The sequence below is a fragment of the Pseudomonadota bacterium genome (genome assembly GCA_022361155.1).
In the GTDB taxonomy this organism is placed as follows: Bacteria; Myxococcota_A; Polyangia; order Polyangiales; family JAKSBK01; genus JAKSBK01.
The window spans coordinates 1-17,152 of the sequence record JAKSBK010000148.1 but is presented as its reverse complement, the minus strand read 5'-3'; the positions used below and the strand labels follow the sequence as shown (position 1 = coordinate 17,152).

The window sequence follows — 17,152 nt, the reverse complement described above, 5'->3', positions numbered from 1 at the left end:
TTGCCCTCAATAGCGGCCCCGCACCGCCCCATACGCGGTGCGGGGCCTCAGGACAGAGTATCGATCTCCGGCATCGAGAAGATTGTCGATGCCAAAGGCCAACTCGAATTCACGGCCAAAGTGCTTGGCCAGGCGCAGATCGACCTGCGCGAGCACCGGGGCGCGCAGCTGTTCTTCGACGCCATCGTTGTTCTCGTCCTCGTAAAAGACCCGCCCGAGCAGAAGCGCGACACGTACCGAGGCGTCGGATCCCCAGTCCGAGCAACGAAAGCGGGGTGCTGCTGTCAGTCGATGCAGGGGGCGACCTTCGAGGCGGCGGTGCTTGTCGGCATCCCACGTTTGCGTGAGGGTGTGAGCGAGACTCAACGCGAAAACGCCGCCCGGGCGCAACTCGGCGGCCGACTCCACTCCCATGGTCCATGCCGAGCGGAGGTTCTGATAGGAAAAACGCCGACCTGTCGCGCTCGTGTCGAGCATGACCACCGCTATCATGCCGTCGAGGTCATTACGGAAGAGGCTGGTTCGCAGGTCGAGCACGTCGTGAGGCCGCCACGCGACACCTAGATCGACGCCATGACTGCGTTCCGCGCGCAGGTCCGGGTTTCCCGATACGGCATAGCCTGCGGTGGGATTCTCGAAACGCAGCAGCAGCTCCTTGAACGACGGGGCTCGGAAGCCGCGCCCGTACATGGCACGCAGCACCAGCGCCGGGCCGGCGTCCAGCCGCAGTGCGAGCTTGGGAGAAAGCTGGCGGCCGAATTGCGAGTCGGCGTCGAGCCTCAAGCCCGGCACCACGCGCAGCCGCGTCTGGCCCTGGACCAGCACTTGCCACTCATCCTGGCCGAACACCGACAGGCGTACGCGGCGGCCCCGGCTGTCAATACGAGGCGAGTCCAGCTGCTGCGACAGCCCCTCCAGACCAAAGCTCAGCTCATGCACGCCGGATGCCCGCAGATGCAGCAGCTGCGTCGCCTGCGCGAGCCGCTCGCGGTTGTCTTCGTCCTTGTCGAGCGCGCTGCCCTGGCGCTGGTCGAGCAGGTATTGCTCGCGGAACTCGTTATAGCTCACCCTGCTGACAAGGAGCGCCGCGTCCGAGACGCCCAGACGCTGCTCGACACTTGCGACCAGCTGCTCCTGCAACTGCGTGCGATCGAACACGGCAGATCCGGCACCCTCGTCGATCCCGCGCAGCTCGAGCTGCACATAATCCGCCTGCGCGCGAAGCTCGTGCGAGGTGCCGGCATGCAGTCCTACGCGCAGGCCCGCCGACCACTGCCGGCGAGCGCTGCCTCGAGTGGCCTCTACCGCGCCGCTGCGAAACGCACCGGCTCGATGCAGACCCGCCGTTAGCTGGAAGTCGACGCGCCGCGCCGGCCGGCCCCCCACGCGCGACGTGAGATCCAGGCTGCCGTTTTGCCCAACGCTCAGCAGCGCGTCGCCTTCGAGCCCTGCGTGCGGCCTGCGCGTGATGATGTTGATCACACCGCCCAGGGCGTCGGCACCGTAGAGCGCCGAGCTCGGCCCGCGCACGATTTCCACACGTTCGACGTTCTCGACACCGTAGCGCGACAGATCGATCGCCCCCCCGATCCGACCTGGCACACGGTCGCCATTGACCAACACGAGGGTGTATTCCGAGCCCAGCCCGCGCAACAGAAGCGCGCTGCCCCGGTACGATCGCCTGAGCTGCAGGCCGGCGCGTTCCTGCAGCAACTCCCCGACGTTGCGCGTCCCGCTCTGTTCGATGGCGTGCCGGCCGATGACCTCGGTCGCGACGACCGCGTCACGGGCCCGCTCCTCGCGGCGCGAGCCGGTGACGACGATCACCTCGGCGGGCTGCTCCTGCCCATCCTGCGGTGGCGCGCTGCGTTGGGCTGGCTGCTCGTGGTCGCTCCGGGACTGGTCGGATGGTCCCTGGGCAATCGCCCGCTCGGACCTCGCGAGGCCCCCGGCGCCCACCACGGCCATTACCCACGTACAGCACAGGAATCGCCGCCTGAGCGGTGCCCGGCTTCCCGGAAAGGCGTGTGCTGCCGGTATTCCGGCCTGGCTGTGCAGCCCAGGCGGCGACTTGTGTCCCCCGTGTCCCCATGCATCCCCTTGACGCGGCTTGCGACTGGCATGCGCGACTCGGACGGCGCTGCCCGTCCACAGCCGGTCGCGGCTTCGCGCTCTCAACGACTGCTGTGGTAACCGGAGTCTCATGCTTGGGACAAATTTGAAATTGACTTTGATTTTCAATATCGGTGATGTTCTTAGGCCAGCGTGCTGAGCCTGTCAACGAAAAACCGGGATCTGGGCTGTTTTTGGCGCGGACCTGCTTGGCGCCATCGAGCCGGCCGAGGTCATCCACGGGTCCGTCCGGCGTGCTGCCCGGTGCAGGTTCCCCTGCTCGAATCGAATTTGACTTTGATTTTCAAAGTCGTATAACGTGGCGGCGATTACGAATGCCGAGGTCCGGATGCTACCCTTCAGCCGATTCGATCCGTGCAATCGCACACGCCGCAAGCCCTTCAGAAAGGGATCGTCGGTGGCTGCAGCCCTGAAGAGGGATCGCTGGCTGCCGTCGCCTGACCAGGAGGTAGCGCACGGGCCCGGCCACCGGGTTTGCAGGGTCTTGATCCCAGCTTGCACCAGCCTGTTGGCGATGGGCGTGGTGCTCGCCGGCTGTGGCGGCTCGAGCGCGCCGCCGGCGCACGCCGCTTCGACGGCGCGTTCCTCGGCGGCTGCATCCCAGCAGCCACGGCAGCTCCAGTCCCACAATGAAATCAACCCGCTCGCGCCAGCGGCCGACCATGTTCAGGTCTTATTCGGCCTGCTGCCACCCATGCCGGTTGCGGTTACAAGCTTCGGCGCTGCGTCGGATGGGCAGCACGTCTATGTGCTGGGCGGCTACGCGGGGGTGCCGCACCGGTATTCCCGGGAAGGCCAATCTCGCTCGCTGTGGCGCGTTGCTTTCGGGACAACCGCTGCCCTCGGGAAAACCGCCCTCGATGGGGGTCGCCACTGGGAGGAAATCTCACGGCTCGCTGCAGGTGGCGTCCAGAGCGCAGCGCTGGTCGCCCACGCGGGGCGCATCTGCGCCTTCGGCGGGCTGCGCATCCACAATCGGCGGGGTGATCCAACTCACATGGCGTCGCTGAATGAGAGCACCTGTTTCGATCCGCAACGCGGGCGATGGAATCGATTGCCGCCGTTGCCGGCCGCGCGCTCGTCCCACGGCGCCGCATTGCTCGGCCACGACGTGTACCTGGCAGGCGGCTGGCGTCTTTCGGGAGGGCCGCGCGAGGCTCGATGGCATGACGCTTTGCTGGCGCTCGACCTTGCAAGACCCGGGGCGACCTGGCGCGAGATCCCCGCGCCGTTCAAGTGCCGGGCTCTAGGAGTCGCGGCCGCAGCTGGCCGGATCGTCGCGATCGGAGGCATCACGCCCGAGCGCAGGCTCTCGCGCGAAGTGCACGTCTTCGACCCCCAAACGGGCGCTTGGGGACAGGGACCGGAGTTTCCGGGCAAGGCCTTCGGGCTATCGGCGTATGGAATTGGCGACCGAGTGTACGCGTCGGCGCGCGGGGGCACGCTCTATGCCTGGCGCGTTGGCACGGCTCGCTGGCGGCCCGCAGGCAAGCTCGCGTTCCCCCGCTTCTTCCACCAGCTGGTGCCGGGCTCCGAAGGCGAGTTGCTCGCCATTGGTGGCATAAGCGGCATGCACACCTCCGGCCGCACGCGCCATGTGGAGCGGCTGCCCGTCGATTCCGCCGTGCCATCGGATGGGGGCAGCGCAGACGCACGCAAGCTAGACGAGACGGAAGCCAGCCGAGGTCTCGAGCCCGGCCATTTTTGGTCCTGGAGCATGGACTACCCCGGCGTTGCCAAGAACCGCCAGGCGATCTTCGTCAAGGGCGATTTCGTGTACTTCGTTGGGGGCAACAACACCCTGGAGCAGCACGCCTTTGAACCGTCGAATTTCGTGGCACAGGGCTGGCGCCTGCATCTCCCCTCGCTACGCTGGCAGCGCGTCGCCGATTATCCGCATGCTCGGCAGAGCATGCGCACCAATGCAGGCTCGGATCACGCCGTGGTGATGGGCGGTTTTGGCCACGATGGCTCGGCGGCGGTATCCCACGCGGACGCGTACGCGTTCGACTTCAAGACGGAGCGCTGGAGCCGCCGGCCAGGCCTGCCCCGCGGGCGCACCCAGTTCGGGATCGCCGAGCACGGCGAGCGGACCTGGATCTTCGGCGGTCTGAACTACGACCCGGCACGCAAGGGGATGCAAGCCTTCGACCATGTCACGAGCATCCTCAGCGCCCCCACGGACCAGGCGAGCGAGCCTTTCGTGACGCAGCGTGTGCGCATGCCGGGACCGCGCCGCGCCTTCGCCGCTGCCACGTTGAACGGGCGCTACTACATCATCGGTGGCATGCGCGAAGGCTTCCAGCTCGTCGGCGACTGCCTGGTGTTCGACTTCGCCCAGCAGCGCTTCGCCCCGCTGAGCTGTCCCTCTCGGCCTCGCTTGTCAGGACATCTGCTCGCGCTTCGGGAGCGACTGTACTTGATCGGCGGCTCGGTGCGGGACGGCAGAAGCATGCGTGCCGCAAAGTCGGTGCAGGTCTATGATCCCGCCGCCAAACGCTGGCAGACGCTGATCGACAAGCTGCCCTTCAACACGCGCCACATGGCAGCCCTGCCCTACCGCGACAAGATCCTGATGCTCTCGACCCACCAGCCCGAAGCACGGTTGCTTGTCGCGCTTTGGCATCCCAGCTGATCGCCCGGGAGGGGTTCGCCGGGCCGGCGCGCGCGTCGAGCTTGGCCCGCATCGGTCACCAACTTCGAGGCCAATCGCCGGAGGCGTCCGCGTCCGATCTGGGCCAATAATGCAAGTAGATCGCATGATGTGCGGCCAAACGATGCGACGCCCAAGCCCAAGGAGGCTCGACCTGCGGGTTGCCTGGGTTGTCTGGTCAGTTAGCGTGGATCGGCTCCAGAACCTGACGCAGGGCGCCCCGAGGCCCCTGCCGAAAGAGCGAGGCTACCGCCAGCGCAGCGAGGCTGCCGACGCAGATCCAGGCGAACCAGGACCCGTGGGCCTCGGCGTCCGCGTGTGCTTCGAGGACAGGCGCCGCGGGAATGCCGATAACGTCGACCAGCCAGCCGGCCAGCACCGCCAAGGCGGTTACTGAGAAGCCGAAGAGCAGGGCGATTCGACGCCCATGGAGGCTGGCAAGCACACCGAAGGTCGTAACGTTGGTTGCCGGCCCGGCGATGAGAAACGCGATGGCAGCGCCGGAAGAAAGGCCTTTGTGCAGCGCCAGGGCGGCGACGGGAGTAGCGCCCGACGCGCAGACATACACGGGTACTCCGACCAGCGCGGCGATGGGCACCTGCAAAGCACGCGGGATGGTTTCGATCGCGCTGTGCGAGAGCATCGGCTCCGCCATGGCCGCAACGATCAGACCCAGAGCGATCCACGGCATCGTGTGGTCGAACACCTCGACGAAGCCGAAACGCATCCCCGCCCGCATGCGTGCGCTCCAAGAGCTCGTGCCGGAGTCCGGTGCCGGCTCCTCTCCCGGCAACGTGCGGGTCAAGGTGCGACTTCCCACAAGAAGCGCAACGAGCAGCGCGACCGCGAAGGCCGACAGCACCCGCGCGAGGGTCAATGACGACCCGAGCAACGGCACCGACAGCAGCACCGCGTCGAGCCCGATCTCGGGCGTGGCCACGAAGAAGGCCATCGCGGCTATCGGCGGAGCGCCCCGGCGGACGAGCGACTGGTAAAGCGGGAGCACGCCGCACGAGCACACGGGAATGGGGAGCCCAAACGCGACACCGCGCAGGGATTGCCTGAGCCCGCCGCCGCGCGCCAGGGAGCTCGTCCTGGCAGGCGTCAAGAGATACGGGAGCGCACCCGCCAGCCCATACCCGAGCAGTAATGCTGGCGCACTCTCCAGGACCAGGACGCAAAATGTCCGCAGGAAGGCGACCACGCTGCCTTCGGGGGGATGCGGTCCGACGAGCGTTCCTCCTGCGAACACCACGACGAGGCCCGCCAGCGTGCCGGCTGCGGCCCATGGCGCAGCTCTCGCCGAATCCACCGTGTGACCTTCGCCAGGCCGGGGCGCGATAGAACGCGCCGGGTCGGAGCACGCGCCGCCGCTTGGGTCGGGTTGCTCGTCGTGATGGTGCCGGTCCGAGCGACCGTGGCCGCATCCATCTTGCTCGTGTGCCGCATCTCGCGCAGCTGCACGCCCGGGCGCATGCGATGCTCGTTCCATCACGTGAGGCAGGAAGACGACGTGCAGCAGCACACCCGCCACGAGCGCTTCCCACGCACCTGGGGTGTTGTGTGGAAGCCAGGCCGCGATACTCGCGCCCCAGGCGTATCCCACGACCGTCGCGGCTACCATCATCAGCGTGAGCCCCCACGAGACCGCTGCCGACCTCCGCGCCGCCTGAGTAGTAACCACGACGGCAAAGCCAACAGGCAGTCGATGTGCCACAACCGCCCAGGCAAGGGGGGCGCCATCGCTCTGGGTGGCTAGCACCATGCCGTCGAGCACGACGTGCGCCAAAAGCGAGAGTACGACGAACGCAAGCGACCACGACCTGCTGCGCCAAAACCTCTGGCCCACGGAGGGCAGCGCGACGCCGGCTCCCGCGAGCGCGAGCGCCAAAATACCCAACTCTCCTACCGCGTGGGGAAGAACGAAAACCAGGCACAGGCCGCCCACCAGGGCCAGCGCGAACCCATCTACCAGCGCATGAACCGGCCGAGATCGCGCGCCGAGCGAGCCGCACAGCGGACCGACGATGAGACCGAGCGAAGCCAGGACCAGAGGTGCGAGGGGAGTCATCGCGGCGGTCGCTCCTTGGGCATCCGGTCAACATAACATCGCCGCTTCGATTTCGATCCATCCCGTCCAGCGGTGTTGCGCCGCCTTGAGCCCGCATCCATCACCGGCGCCCGGCTCGATCGGCCTATCCGCCCGCGCAAGCAGCCGCGTCTTCCTTTCCTGGCATCCTCGGCTTGCATATTTCATGAATCCATGGAACAGTGCCCGCAGATACCATGACCCATGTGTCGCCCAAGCACAGCCAGCACGTTTCCGATGCGCTGCTGAGGCGCGCGGCCACGATGCTCAAAGCCGCGAGCAGTCCCGAGCGCCTCCGCCTCTTGGAGTGTCTGCGTGAGGGCGAAGCATGTGTGTCGGGGCTCGCGGAGCACCTCGGCGAAGCCGTTACCACAACATCGAATCGCCTGCAGCTGCTTGCACGAGAAGGTCTCGTGGCCAGGCGGCGTGAAGAGCGGCACCAGTACTACCGGCTGGCCGATGAGCACGTCACCAAACTCCTGGACGTCGTGCTCGAGCACGCTCGTCACGTGGCGAGCCACGAGGCACGTATCGCGGGCCTGGAGATTTCGGAATGAAAGCTGAGTCAAATTGCCAAGAAAGGAGCCTTGTCATGAGCTGCAAACCTCACGCCAATCACGGTCACCAGCACGGAGTCGACTGCGGCCACACGGCGGTCCGGCACGGTGACCACGTCGATTACTTGCACGACGGGCATCTTCATCATCCCCATGAGGATCATGTAGACGAGCACGCGATCGACGTCGGCGCGAACAACCCTGCTGGCTGCACTCCCGACCACGCCTGCGGCGGCCACGCGAACACCCATACGCATGGGCCGGGTTGCGGCCATGAAGCGGTTCCTCATGGGGACCACGTTGACTACTGGGTCGACGGCCACCTGCATCATCCCCACGGCGAACACTGCGACGACCACGGGCCGCTCTACCGGGCGTGACCGACGGGCGGTGGGGTGATGACCCCATGTCCTGCGGCCGATCGCACGCCGCCGTTGAACGCATGCGCGGGAGCGCTACCGGACGATTTCGATCGTCAACCGTTCTGTCTCCTGATCGGCGTGGTTGACGTGCCACAGTACGAAGGCAAGCGCGACCGTGCCTGCGCGCTCCGGGTAAAGCGTGACGCGATCGCACTCGAACATCCTGACCATGGCTCCCTCCTCCTGCACTCCATAGAGCGCCTGCCCGTCCGGTTCCTCCGAATGGGGCACATTCGGCCAGGTGATGGCGGTCGTCTCGTCATCGAACGGATAGTAGCGCGCCGAAAACTCGCCACACTGCGGTGTCCCGGCCGGGCTGTCGGGTCCAGCGGGGCTCAGGTCCAGCTCCTTTCGGGTGTCGAAGTACTTCACCTGCAAGGTCCGAGGACCATCCGCGAGGTGAAGCCGCAGCGTGCCAACGCCGCTACCGGACGCCCTCGACCTCCCTGGTTCGCGCGAGCTCGCTGGCTTGGCCGGGCGGAGGTGTTCGCGCGAGCTCGCTGGCCTGGCCGGGGGGAGGTGGACGGCTGCGGGCTCCTTCGCGGCGGGCTGGACTTTCTTGCCGCGGCGCCACCCAGCAAGCTGCGGCAGCTGCGCGAGCGTCAAGGGGTGCTCGCTGGTGGAAGCCCGAGGATCTACAGCCGCAATCTCCCAGGCGGCCGCGCTCTCGGTCCATGTCGCCAGGCGCGTCGATGAACCCAGGTCGTAGAGCTCGACGCGCGCCAGATGTCCGTGGCCCCCCGGCCAGAACGATTCTTCGGGCACTGGCTGGCTGCATGCCGCACAGAGGCTGCATGCCATGCCGATGAAGGTCGGGCTGCGGCTCGGGATGGCTTTGCCGGATCGGAGTCGCAATGGCGCTCGAAGCCTACATGCCGGAGCATACGTGTACATGATGGGGACTCCGCTCAAAAGGTTAGCGAGTAGGTAAGCAGCAAGTTGCGCCCCGGCTGAGGGGCGATGTCTTTGACACGGGAAAGGTGGGACCGCCAATCGCGGTTGGTGGCGTTGGCCAGCTCGGCCGTCAGCATGTGCTCCGCGCCACCCCGCTGCAGTCGCAGGCCGGCTTTGGCCCCGATGAGCGTGGTACCAGCGGTGGGGAGCTGCGGCAGAAGCTGGCGTGTCCCTACGCTCACGGGACGTGGCACGCGTCTCTGGCCCGCATTGGTTCGCAACTCCAGCGAAGCGAACACGACGGCGCCCTCGTATCGGAGAGAAGCGGCGCCCGAAAGGGGTGGAATGAACGGCAGGGGATCGCCCGCGGCAGTTTCGGCCCGCGTATAGGAAGCGGTCACCTCGGCCGAGAGGGGCGGCATGAAGTGCCACTTGAGTTGCCCTTCGCCGCCGAGGATCTGCGCCTCGGCCGACCGAGCCTCGTACACGGGTGTTTCGACCGGACGCAAGCCCTCGCGAATCAACCGCCGCGTCTCTCCCGTGGCCAGGTAGTACACGTAGCCGCTCACGCGGCTCGCATACAGCGACCCCCGAAGCTGCAAGCGTTGTATGGTCCCCCGGAGGAAGACATCGATCCCGGTTCCAACCTCGGCTCGCAGGTCGGGGCTGCCGATATCGAAGGAGAAATCGGCCAGGTGCGGTCCATCCGAGTACAGCTCTTGAAGCGTCGGGGCGCGAAAGGAACGGGCCACCGTGGTTCCAACGCTGAAGCCATCCGCAAAGGGCCACAGGACCGACAAGGAGCCGGAGCCGCCGGAGAAGCGGCGTCGCGAGACCTCTTTGTGGATCCGCCGCTGCGCGGTGCGAACAGCGATCGGGTCGAGCCAGCCGGGCGCGCTGGCTCGCAGATCCCAACGAACACCCGCCTGAATTCGAAGGGCCCGAACGGGGACCTCCTCGTAGGCGAAGGCCGCGAAGTTGACGCTGGAGCCCCCCCGGTTGCCCGGGGACGTGCCCCCCGACTGGAGCTCTTGGCTCAACAGCAACAGCCCGAGCGCCCCATGCCAGGTGCCGGCATTCGACCCCTGGGTCTTGCCGTGTTCGCACAGCACCCTGGCTTCGGTGGTCCGCAGCCTGAAGCGAGCGCCAAAGCTCGCGCGTCCCAGCAAGCGGGCCTCGATTTCGTCGTGCTCGTACTGCGTGAGGTTGCCTTCGACGGTCACGCGACGCAGCAGGGCGCCCGCGTCCGGCTCGAGCACGACTCTTGCCCGTCCTAGCATGCGACTGGTTTCAATCCACGCGCCGCCGGGATGGCCGCCCGGGATCAGCTGTCCCCCGAACTCGCCGGGAACACCGTACTGGTTGCCGTAGTAACGCAATGCGACCCCTGCGGCGCCCCAGACCGGGTGCCAGGCCAGGCCGGCGGCGGCCCCCCGCGCTCGAAAGCTGGTGCCTGTGAGTCTGCCGCGTGGCGTTCTCGTCTCGCCGCCTCGACTCGTCGATTCCTCTACGCGGAAAGCCCAGTCCCCAGCGCCTGCAGAGACGTTGGCCGCCTGGGCCCACTGCCGGTTGACCGACTCGAGGTGGGACGCGAGCCGAACTGCAACGCCGTCCGGAAGCACACCCGGGATATCGGCTCGCCGCACGTTTACGGCGCCGCCGATGGCGTCGGCTCCGTAGGCCAGGCTGGCGGCTCCCCGAACGACCTCGATCGTGGCAGCGGAAAGCGGTTCGACCATGACGCCATGGTCTGCGGCACTCCAATACAGGCCCCCGGTTCGAAACCCGTCCTCGAGAATCAGAAGGCGGTCGCCGGACATGCCGCGGGCCGAGGGGCGCGAGGCGGCAGGTCCATTGTAGGCCGCGAAGAACCCGGGCAACCTGGCAAGGGTTGCCGGCATGCTGGACCGCATGGCGTCCTGCAGCTCCATGCCCGACAACGCCGTCACTTGCGCGATGACACGCCGCTTGCGGGCGGTGACCACGATCTGCTCCGGCTCCTGCGCAACCGTCTCCTCCGGCTCCTGCGCAACTGCCTTCGCCGGCCGAGCGGCCGCCGGCTCCAAAAGGATGAGAAACGGGTCGCCGCCGGAGGCAAGCTCGGATACCCGCAAGCTGCGCGCCCGGTAGCTCGGGTGGTCTATGCGAATCTGCGTCTGCGCGAGCGCGAGCGCTGCGACTACCTTGCCATCGCGTCCCGAGCGCGCAAGCTCCGCCTCATCGGCTCCGGATATCACCGCGCCCGCTACGGGCCCGTCCGTGTGAGCGTCTTTCACAAACAGCACAAAGGCCGCACGCCGGTCTTCCGCCTGGGCCTCCCGATCGAACGCGCCCAGCAGGAGCAGCGGGCCGAGGAGTACGAGCGCCCCCCAGCGGGTGTCGGCGGGACGTTTCACTTCAGCAGGGTGTAGTTGACTGAAAACTCGGACTCGATCATGCCGCCCTCCGGGGTGGCGGCCGAAACGCCGTAGCGGACAGACCACTGCCCCGGGGCGGAAAAGGCCATGTTGAAGTGGTCGTGGCCGATCGGAAGGGGAAGCTCGTCCTCTGCATCGATGCCGTCGCAGGTAGACATGTGGAACTCTGGGCGCAAGCCGTCTCGCCACAGCGCGTAGTGGCCAGTGTCCGAATCGGGCGTCACGGAGACGAGCCGAAGCCGCAGCTGGTCATCGACCAACAAGCCGGAAGGGGCCTTCACGCTAAGGCCGAGGAAGGGGGCCTCGCGCCGAGAAGCGTCTTGGAGATTCTGGGGCAACCAGCGCACGCTTTCGCCGGGATCGGTGCACAGGAGATCGAAAGCACCGTTGTCCTTCGCCGGCCGCTCGAAAACGGCGCTTGAGACGATCTCGACGGCGGTGAGCGCGTAACGGCGGTTCGTTTTTCGCTCGCCATCAATGACCGCACCGCCCGCCGCGAGAAAGACCTGCATACCGGCGGTCGCATCCGGCCCCAGGGCCATGAGCAGGTCCGCATGCCCCGTCGTGTAGCGAGCCCTTGCTTCCGGCTGCTCGGCGGCACACGCCGACGCCAGGAGGCAAAGCACAGCCGGGCAACGCATGGCCAGAGTCCGGAAGCCGCTCGGTTTTGGGGCGCTGGCGCATCTAGCTTGCATCGGTCACCAGCTGGCATCGTAGGTCCCCAGTCAATTGGTGCAAGTCGATTGCATTAGAGCTTCGGACGATCCTCGGTCGCCCGGCTCGCTCGAGGAGGATTCCAGGGACCGATCCCAGGCCACTGGGACCGTTCGGCTCCCTGGTCTAGAGAGATCTGAGCCGGAAACGTACGGGCGATGTGTTGCGCAAGCTTCGCGGTCGCCGGGTGGCGCGTGCGGCGCGCGACATCGAGGTTCGTGAGCGCGATTCCTAGCCGCGCCCGATCGCGTACGTTGGCCGGCACTTGGTTCGCGGCTGCGCGGCTGAACCACGCGTGCCGGCGCTTCAGGAACTCCGTCCAATTGCGGTTGTACAGGTACGCCTCCCGGCCGGCTCCGGACAAGCGCACGCTGCTTGCGTCATGCTCGAAGTCGACGTTGGACAACCGAACGATGGGTGCCTCCGGAAGCTCTAGCGTGTTTGCCGGACCAAGATAGAGCAGCCCCACGCCCTCGGCCCAGCGGCATGTGGGGTCCTTGATCCGGTCATGGCTACGCACCGCCCGTGTCCGGTCTGCGATGACCGACCAGTCGAGTGTTCCGCCCTTGATGCCAAGCACGCCGAGCACCGGGCGGTCCGGGTGGAACCCGCCTCGGAACAGGTGCGCGTTCGGAAAGACCTGCAGGAACGTCCTGACCACCATGGCAAGCTGCCTACTCGTGAGCTGGTACATCGGCAGCCACTGGCAGAACACGCCGCCGTCACGCAACGCGCGACGCACGTTGCGGAAGTGCTCCACGCTGTACAGACGCCCCGCACCGGCGCCCCACGGCAGGAACAGGTCGCCCGCGACTACGTCCAGGGCCTCGCGAGTTGCAGCCACATACATTCGCCCGTCCTCGAGAACGAGGCGTGTGCGCGGGTCGCGCATGACGCCGTGATTCATGTCGCCAAAGTGGCGCTCTGCCATCCGTGCGACCGTGGTCGAGATCTCCACCGCGTGAATCGTCTCTACTTCGGGGTGCAGCAGGGCTGCGCCGGGCGTCGACCCGGTTGCGATGCCGATGAATCCGACCTGCGTGGGGTGGGGGTGCGCCAGCAAGGCCAGGTGCGCCTGCCGCTCCTGGTTGTAGCGCGCGCGGGTGCTGCCCAGGACGTACTGGTTGTCCACCAGCATGAGTCGTCCCATCTTGGGATGCTCGGCGACCACCAGCGTGCCCTCGCGGCCGCTTTCGACCTGGAGCAGGTTGAAGCTCATATGTGGGTTGACTACGGGAAGCTCGGGCAAGACCCCGAAGCTCAAGACGGCGATGCCGAGCCATGCCGGCGAGGCGTAACCGAGCGCACGACTCGGGCGAGCCGTCTTCAAGAACCACAGGGAGCCGAGCGCGACGTAGAGCAGGCCGCAGATTCCCAGCGTTTGATACGGTCCGAACCGAGGCAAGAGGACCCGGTATGCCGTCTCGGCTCCTAGCAACCCTCCCACGCCGTTGCAGGCGAGGAGGCGAGCGAGGCCGGTCGCAGCTTGTTTTCCCACCGAGAGCGTCTGGAGCAGCGTCGGAAAGACCGCGCCGGCCAACCACAACGCCGGTCCGCCAACGACGAGCGTGAGGCCGGTCAGACGCAACACAAAGCCCTCGGCGCTCTTGGCCGTGAGCAGTCCGGGCACTGCAGCCAGTTTGGCGAAGGCGAGCGGCGCAAGTCCAAAACACAGGGCAGCGCCCACAAGCAGGATCGCAATCCGGGTATGGATCGGCAGGGACGGCAACAGATGCGGCGCAGCCCAGGCGGCGGCCGCGAGTGCAGCGATCACCGCCACCAAGACCGCAAAAGGGGCGTGCATGGAGGTCGTGGCGGCCAGCATGAGCATGCGCAGCAGCGCGACCTCTACCGCGAGCACTGCGAAGCCTGACAGCAACGAAAGTGCGTACAGCCAGATCGGTCTGTCCGGCGGTTGCAAGGGGGGCGCAGGAAGTTTGGTCTGAGCCTGTTCCGAGCCGTCTTGCCGTGCCAGGACCCAGGCGCAGGCGGCGACGGCGAGATTGAGCGCCGCCGTTGCCACCAGCGAGCCGACCGTGCCCAGGGCTGGCAAGCACAACAACAGCGCGGCGGTCAAGCCGAGCACGCCACCGGCCGTGTTGGCCGCGTAGAGCCAGACCACACTGCGGTTCGATGCAACACTGCGGTTCGATGCAACACTGCGGCTCGATGCAACACTGCGGCTCGATGCAACACTGCGGCTCGATGCAACACTGCGGCCCGACGCGTTGGCGCTCCGTACACACGCTGCCGTCAACAAGGGCAGGGTCATGCCCATGGCGATCGCGGGCGGACACACCACCGCAAGCGAGATGGTGAGCTTCGTCCAGCTGCCGGCCGTGCCGGTAAGCGCCGCGCCGCCCAGCCAAGGCCACAGCTCGTCGGCAAGCTCCGGAAGCAGCAGCATCGGCAGCGAAAGCAAGCCGATGGCGAGTTCGGCTCGAGCCAGCGCAAGCCACGGGCGCCGGGCGAGGTTCGGCAGCCAGCTCACGAGCGCCGCGCCGAGCGACAAACCCAGAAAAAAGGCTCCAAAGACACGCGCCGCGGCCGATGCGCTGCCCCCCAGTGCGTCGAACAGGCGCCGTGTCCAAAGCAGCTCGTGGCTGAGCGCTGCGGCCCCGCTCAAAACGGCCAGCAGGATCGCAGCGCGAGCGGGACTGGAGCGGCGGTCCGGCGTGCGGATACCTGCCGGCGGTCCACGAGGAGATCTGTCGCTCACCTGCTTCAAGCCGTCGCGCTCTCTGCGCGAGCCGCTGGGCGAGCTCGCGCGGCGGTTGGTGTGCGGGCACAGGGAGCGCCGGTCCACTCGAACATGGCGGGCCGGCTCTTCCCAGCAGCATGCGGCGTCCACGGCGTGAGTCAGACCGAGCTCATCGACCGCGGCCGCCCGCTTGTCCTAGCCCGGCCAGCTACCTGCCACAGGCAACTATGCGGTCCTCTAGCAGGTAGCGGTTGCGCAGTCCACGACGCGAGGCCCGCAGACGGCCTGACCGCGCATGAAATCGAGCTTCAGGACGCCTGCGTCGCCGAACGTCGTGTCGAGCCTACCGTCATGCAGGTAGCGCACGACCAGCGCGTCGCTCGGGGGCAGCGTGTCGTCGGCCTCTCCGAAGTTCCAGCCCACGGCTGTGACCGTCTTCCGGTTCACAGCGAGGTCGTTGTACGCGGCGTACTCGAGGTCGAAGTGGGCGGACGTGACGTCGTAGCCGGCGTCCTGCGCGCGTTTGCGCGCCAAAAAAGCGTCCCCTGTAGCGAAGTCTTGGGGGTAGGTTGCACCTGCCAGGTACATCGCGCGGCCCCACAAGAACGCACCAGCATTGGCAAAATCCAGCGCTCCCGTCGGTGCGTCAAGCACATCGAGATACCCATCGGTCCCCTGCTGTGCGTGCCCGCGCGGGTCGAATACCACCGTTGCGATGCGGCTCCCCGCTTCAGCAACCACCTGAAGCGAGACCGCCGTTGCACCACGGCGGGAAAAGAAGGCCGTACCCTGGCCGGCCACAGCGTGCGGGACCTCAACGGTGGCCACGCCTGCGTCCGCAAAGCGACGAGTCAGCCGACCGTCGCGATTCAGGCGGACTACCATCGCCTCTGTCGTGCCGTCGGACGACCGCGCTCCGGCAACCAGCAACGCGCCGCCGGTCCTGCGCATGCCGTGAACACGATGCATCCCGGCAAGCGCGCCCAAGTACACCACGCCGTGGTTGCCGAAAGCGGGGTCCAACCTGCCCTCATCGTCCAAGCGCGCGACAAACCCTTGCGTCCATCCGGCACGCTCGAGGGTCCCGGCGACGTACACGTCCCCCTCCCGGCCCGCCGCCACGCTTTCGACCGCCTCGCTGCCGCCGAGGCCGAGCCCCGCAATCCCCCGATCACCGAACGACTCATCCAGCTCGCCGTCATCGTCCAGCCTGAATACCACGGCCCGCCTCGGCCCGGTGCGACCCGCATCACGCTGCTGCGTCGTACCGCCGACGATGACGCCCTCCGAATCCAGCGCCAGGTCCGCCACCGAGTCGAAATCGCCCTCGTCCAGGATGAAGCTGCCCTCGTCTCCGAAGGACGGGTCCAGGCGCCCGCTGGCGTCCAGGCGGGCGAGTGCGAAGTTCCCGTAGTGGGCATGTCCACTTTCCCACTCAAGCACTCGGTTGTCCGCGGCGGCGCCTCCCACGATCGTGCGCTGCGAGCCGTCCACCACGACGGACGTGCCCCAATCGCTGCAAGGGAAGCCGAGCGACTCGGCAAATGCCCCGTTTGAAGCGCCCAGCACCAGGCCCACAAAGATCCACATCAGGCAACGGTTCGGCATCGAACGGTGCGTTCGGAGTTCCATGGTTCAACTTCCTTTCCGTGGCCACTCAAGCCACACATCGGTACGCAACCAGCTTGTACAAGAAAGCCTTGGTGCCCAGTATCGCAATTCAAATGCTTATGCAATGGACTTGCGAAAACATTCCGTGACACTCCCATCACGGGTTGTGACCACGAGTGGCGAGCCAACTGTCACAATCGACTTGCACTTGCTATTGGATTGCGATAATAGGCATCGTCACGCTCCTGTGCACGTGGCCCTGGGTATCGGTTCTGGGATGCGGCGCCGTTCATCGCTCGCCCCCCATCGAGGCCAGCGGCCAGACTCGCGTCGTGCTCTCACTCACCGCCGCCTGATCGATCGCATGCAAGCAGGAACGCAATACCAGCAGGGAAGCAATTCACGCGATCGCTGGGGCATTGCGGCCTCGACGATGTGCGCACTTCATTGCATTCTGGGCCCGGTACTGGCGGCAAGCGCGGGGACGCTGTCACTGTTCGGCGACGAGCGAATCGAGATCGCGCTGGCGGTTTTCGCGTGCGGCATTGTAGTGTACGCTCTGCAGCATGCATACTCCGCGCACCGCAGCCTGACGCCGGCGGCGGTGGCTACCGGAGGCATCGCGGTCCTGGGCGCAGTCCGTACCGCTGAGTTCGACCTGGAGCACGCAGAGATGCTCGGCTCGGTCGCCGCCTCGATGCTACTCGTCGCCGCGCATGTCCTCAATACGCGTGAGCTTCGACGCGCAGCCTGCTGCGGCGAGGCCGGTTGCATGCTGGGCACTCATCGGTCGGCGGACGGTGACGCCGCGTAGAGAACGGCGTGCCGCCAACACAGCGATGGTAAGCAGCGGATGCTTCCGCGCGCCATTTCGAGGTCCGCGACCGTCTGCCGCCACGTTTCCAGCTTGGGCTGTCCCGGCTGGCGCGCGCTGAGGAGATACGCGACGGTCTTGCCGGTT

Annotated in this window: 11 protein-coding genes; 4 read left to right on the top strand and 7 right to left on the bottom strand. The window is 66.8% G+C overall.

Annotation, left to right across the window (positions count from 1 at the left end; translation table 11 throughout):
- Positions 1-6: 6 nt before the first annotated feature.
- On the bottom strand, positions 7-2,178 hold the full coding sequence (locus MJD61_05175) for a TonB-dependent receptor (GenBank protein MCG8554669.1): 2,172 nt from the start codon (positions 2,176-2,178) through the stop codon (positions 7-9).
- Between the two features lie 352 nt (positions 2,179-2,530).
- On the opposite strand from MJD61_05175, the gene MJD61_05170 reads away from it, so the two are divergent.
- Complete coding sequence (locus tag MJD61_05170) at positions 2,531-4,768, top strand: hypothetical protein (GenBank protein ID MCG8554668.1); 2,238 nt, start codon at positions 2,531-2,533, stop codon at positions 4,766-4,768.
- A gap of 196 nt (positions 4,769-4,964) precedes the next feature.
- On the opposite strand, the gene MJD61_05165 is transcribed toward MJD61_05170, so the two are convergent.
- Positions 4,965-6,857 (bottom strand): permease, encoded by a 1,893-nt coding sequence (locus MJD61_05165; protein MCG8554667.1) that lies wholly within the window; start codon positions 6,855-6,857, stop codon positions 4,965-4,967.
- A gap of 200 nt (positions 6,858-7,057) precedes the next feature.
- On the opposite strand from MJD61_05165, the gene MJD61_05160 reads away from it, so the two are divergent.
- Both MJD61_05160 and MJD61_05155 read left to right on the top strand, forming a co-directional pair.
- A complete protein-coding gene (locus MJD61_05160) occupies positions 7,058-7,432 on the top strand; it encodes a metalloregulator ArsR/SmtB family transcription factor (GenBank protein ID MCG8554666.1) in 375 nt (124 codons plus the stop codon).
- 35 nt (positions 7,433-7,467) lie between these two features.
- Positions 7,468-7,812 carry a hypothetical protein gene (locus MJD61_05155; GenBank protein MCG8554665.1) on the top strand — a complete coding sequence of 115 codons (345 nt, stop codon included), beginning with the start codon at positions 7,468-7,470 and terminating at the stop codon, positions 7,810-7,812.
- 75 nt (positions 7,813-7,887) lie between these two features.
- On the opposite strand, the gene MJD61_05150 is transcribed toward MJD61_05155, so the two are convergent.
- The 5 genes from MJD61_05150 to MJD61_05130 all read right to left on the bottom strand — a co-directional run bounded on the left by MJD61_05150 (position 7,888) and on the right by MJD61_05130 (position 16,212).
- Positions 7,888-8,619 carry a hypothetical protein gene (locus tag MJD61_05150; protein MCG8554664.1) on the bottom strand — a complete coding sequence of 244 codons (732 nt, stop codon included), beginning with the start codon at positions 8,617-8,619 and terminating at the stop codon, positions 7,888-7,890.
- Positions 8,620-8,762: 143 nt separating this feature from the next.
- A complete protein-coding gene (locus tag MJD61_05145; GenBank protein MCG8554663.1) occupies positions 8,763-11,144 on the bottom strand; it encodes a TonB-dependent receptor in 2,382 nt (793 codons plus the stop codon).
- A complete protein-coding gene (locus tag MJD61_05140) occupies positions 11,141-11,860 on the bottom strand; it encodes a hypothetical protein (GenBank protein MCG8554662.1) in 720 nt (239 codons plus the stop codon). The genes MJD61_05145 and MJD61_05140 overlap by 4 nt, the downstream gene beginning before the upstream one ends.
- A gap of 53 nt (positions 11,861-11,913) precedes the next feature.
- Positions 11,914-14,598, bottom strand: coding sequence for a fused MFS/spermidine synthase (locus MJD61_05135; protein MCG8554661.1), 2,685 nt, complete (start codon positions 14,596-14,598; stop codon positions 11,914-11,916).
- Positions 14,599-14,817: 219 nt separating this feature from the next.
- The gene (locus tag MJD61_05130) at positions 14,818-16,212 is read right to left on the bottom strand and encodes a hypothetical protein (protein MCG8554660.1); all 1,395 of its coding nucleotides are present in this window, start codon (positions 16,210-16,212) and stop codon (positions 14,818-14,820) included.
- Between the two features lie 343 nt (positions 16,213-16,555).
- Here MJD61_05130 and MJD61_05125 point away from each other — a divergent pair, with 343 nt between their 5' ends.
- Positions 16,556-17,005 carry a MerC domain-containing protein gene (locus MJD61_05125; protein ID MCG8554659.1) on the top strand — a complete coding sequence of 150 codons (450 nt, stop codon included), beginning with the start codon at positions 16,556-16,558 and terminating at the stop codon, positions 17,003-17,005.
- The last annotated feature ends 147 nt before the right edge of the window (positions 17,006-17,152 follow it).

Coding starts and splice junctions, on each gene's coding strand:
- MJD61_05155 (MCG8554665.1), top strand. CDS start 7,468: ATGAGCTGCAAACCTCACGCCAATCACGGTCACCAGCACGGAGTCGAC.
- MJD61_05125 (MCG8554659.1), top strand. CDS start 16,556: ATGCAAGCAGGAACGCAATACCAGCAGGGAAGCAATTCACGCGATCGC.
- MJD61_05130 (MCG8554660.1), bottom strand. CDS start 16,212: ATGGAACTCCGAACGCACCGTTCGATGCCGAACCGTTGCCTGATGTGG.
- MJD61_05140 (MCG8554662.1), bottom strand. CDS start 11,860: ATGCAAGCTAGATGCGCCAGCGCCCCAAAACCGAGCGGCTTCCGGACT.
- MJD61_05165 (MCG8554667.1), bottom strand. CDS start 6,857: ATGACTCCCCTCGCACCTCTGGTCCTGGCTTCGCTCGGTCTCATCGTC.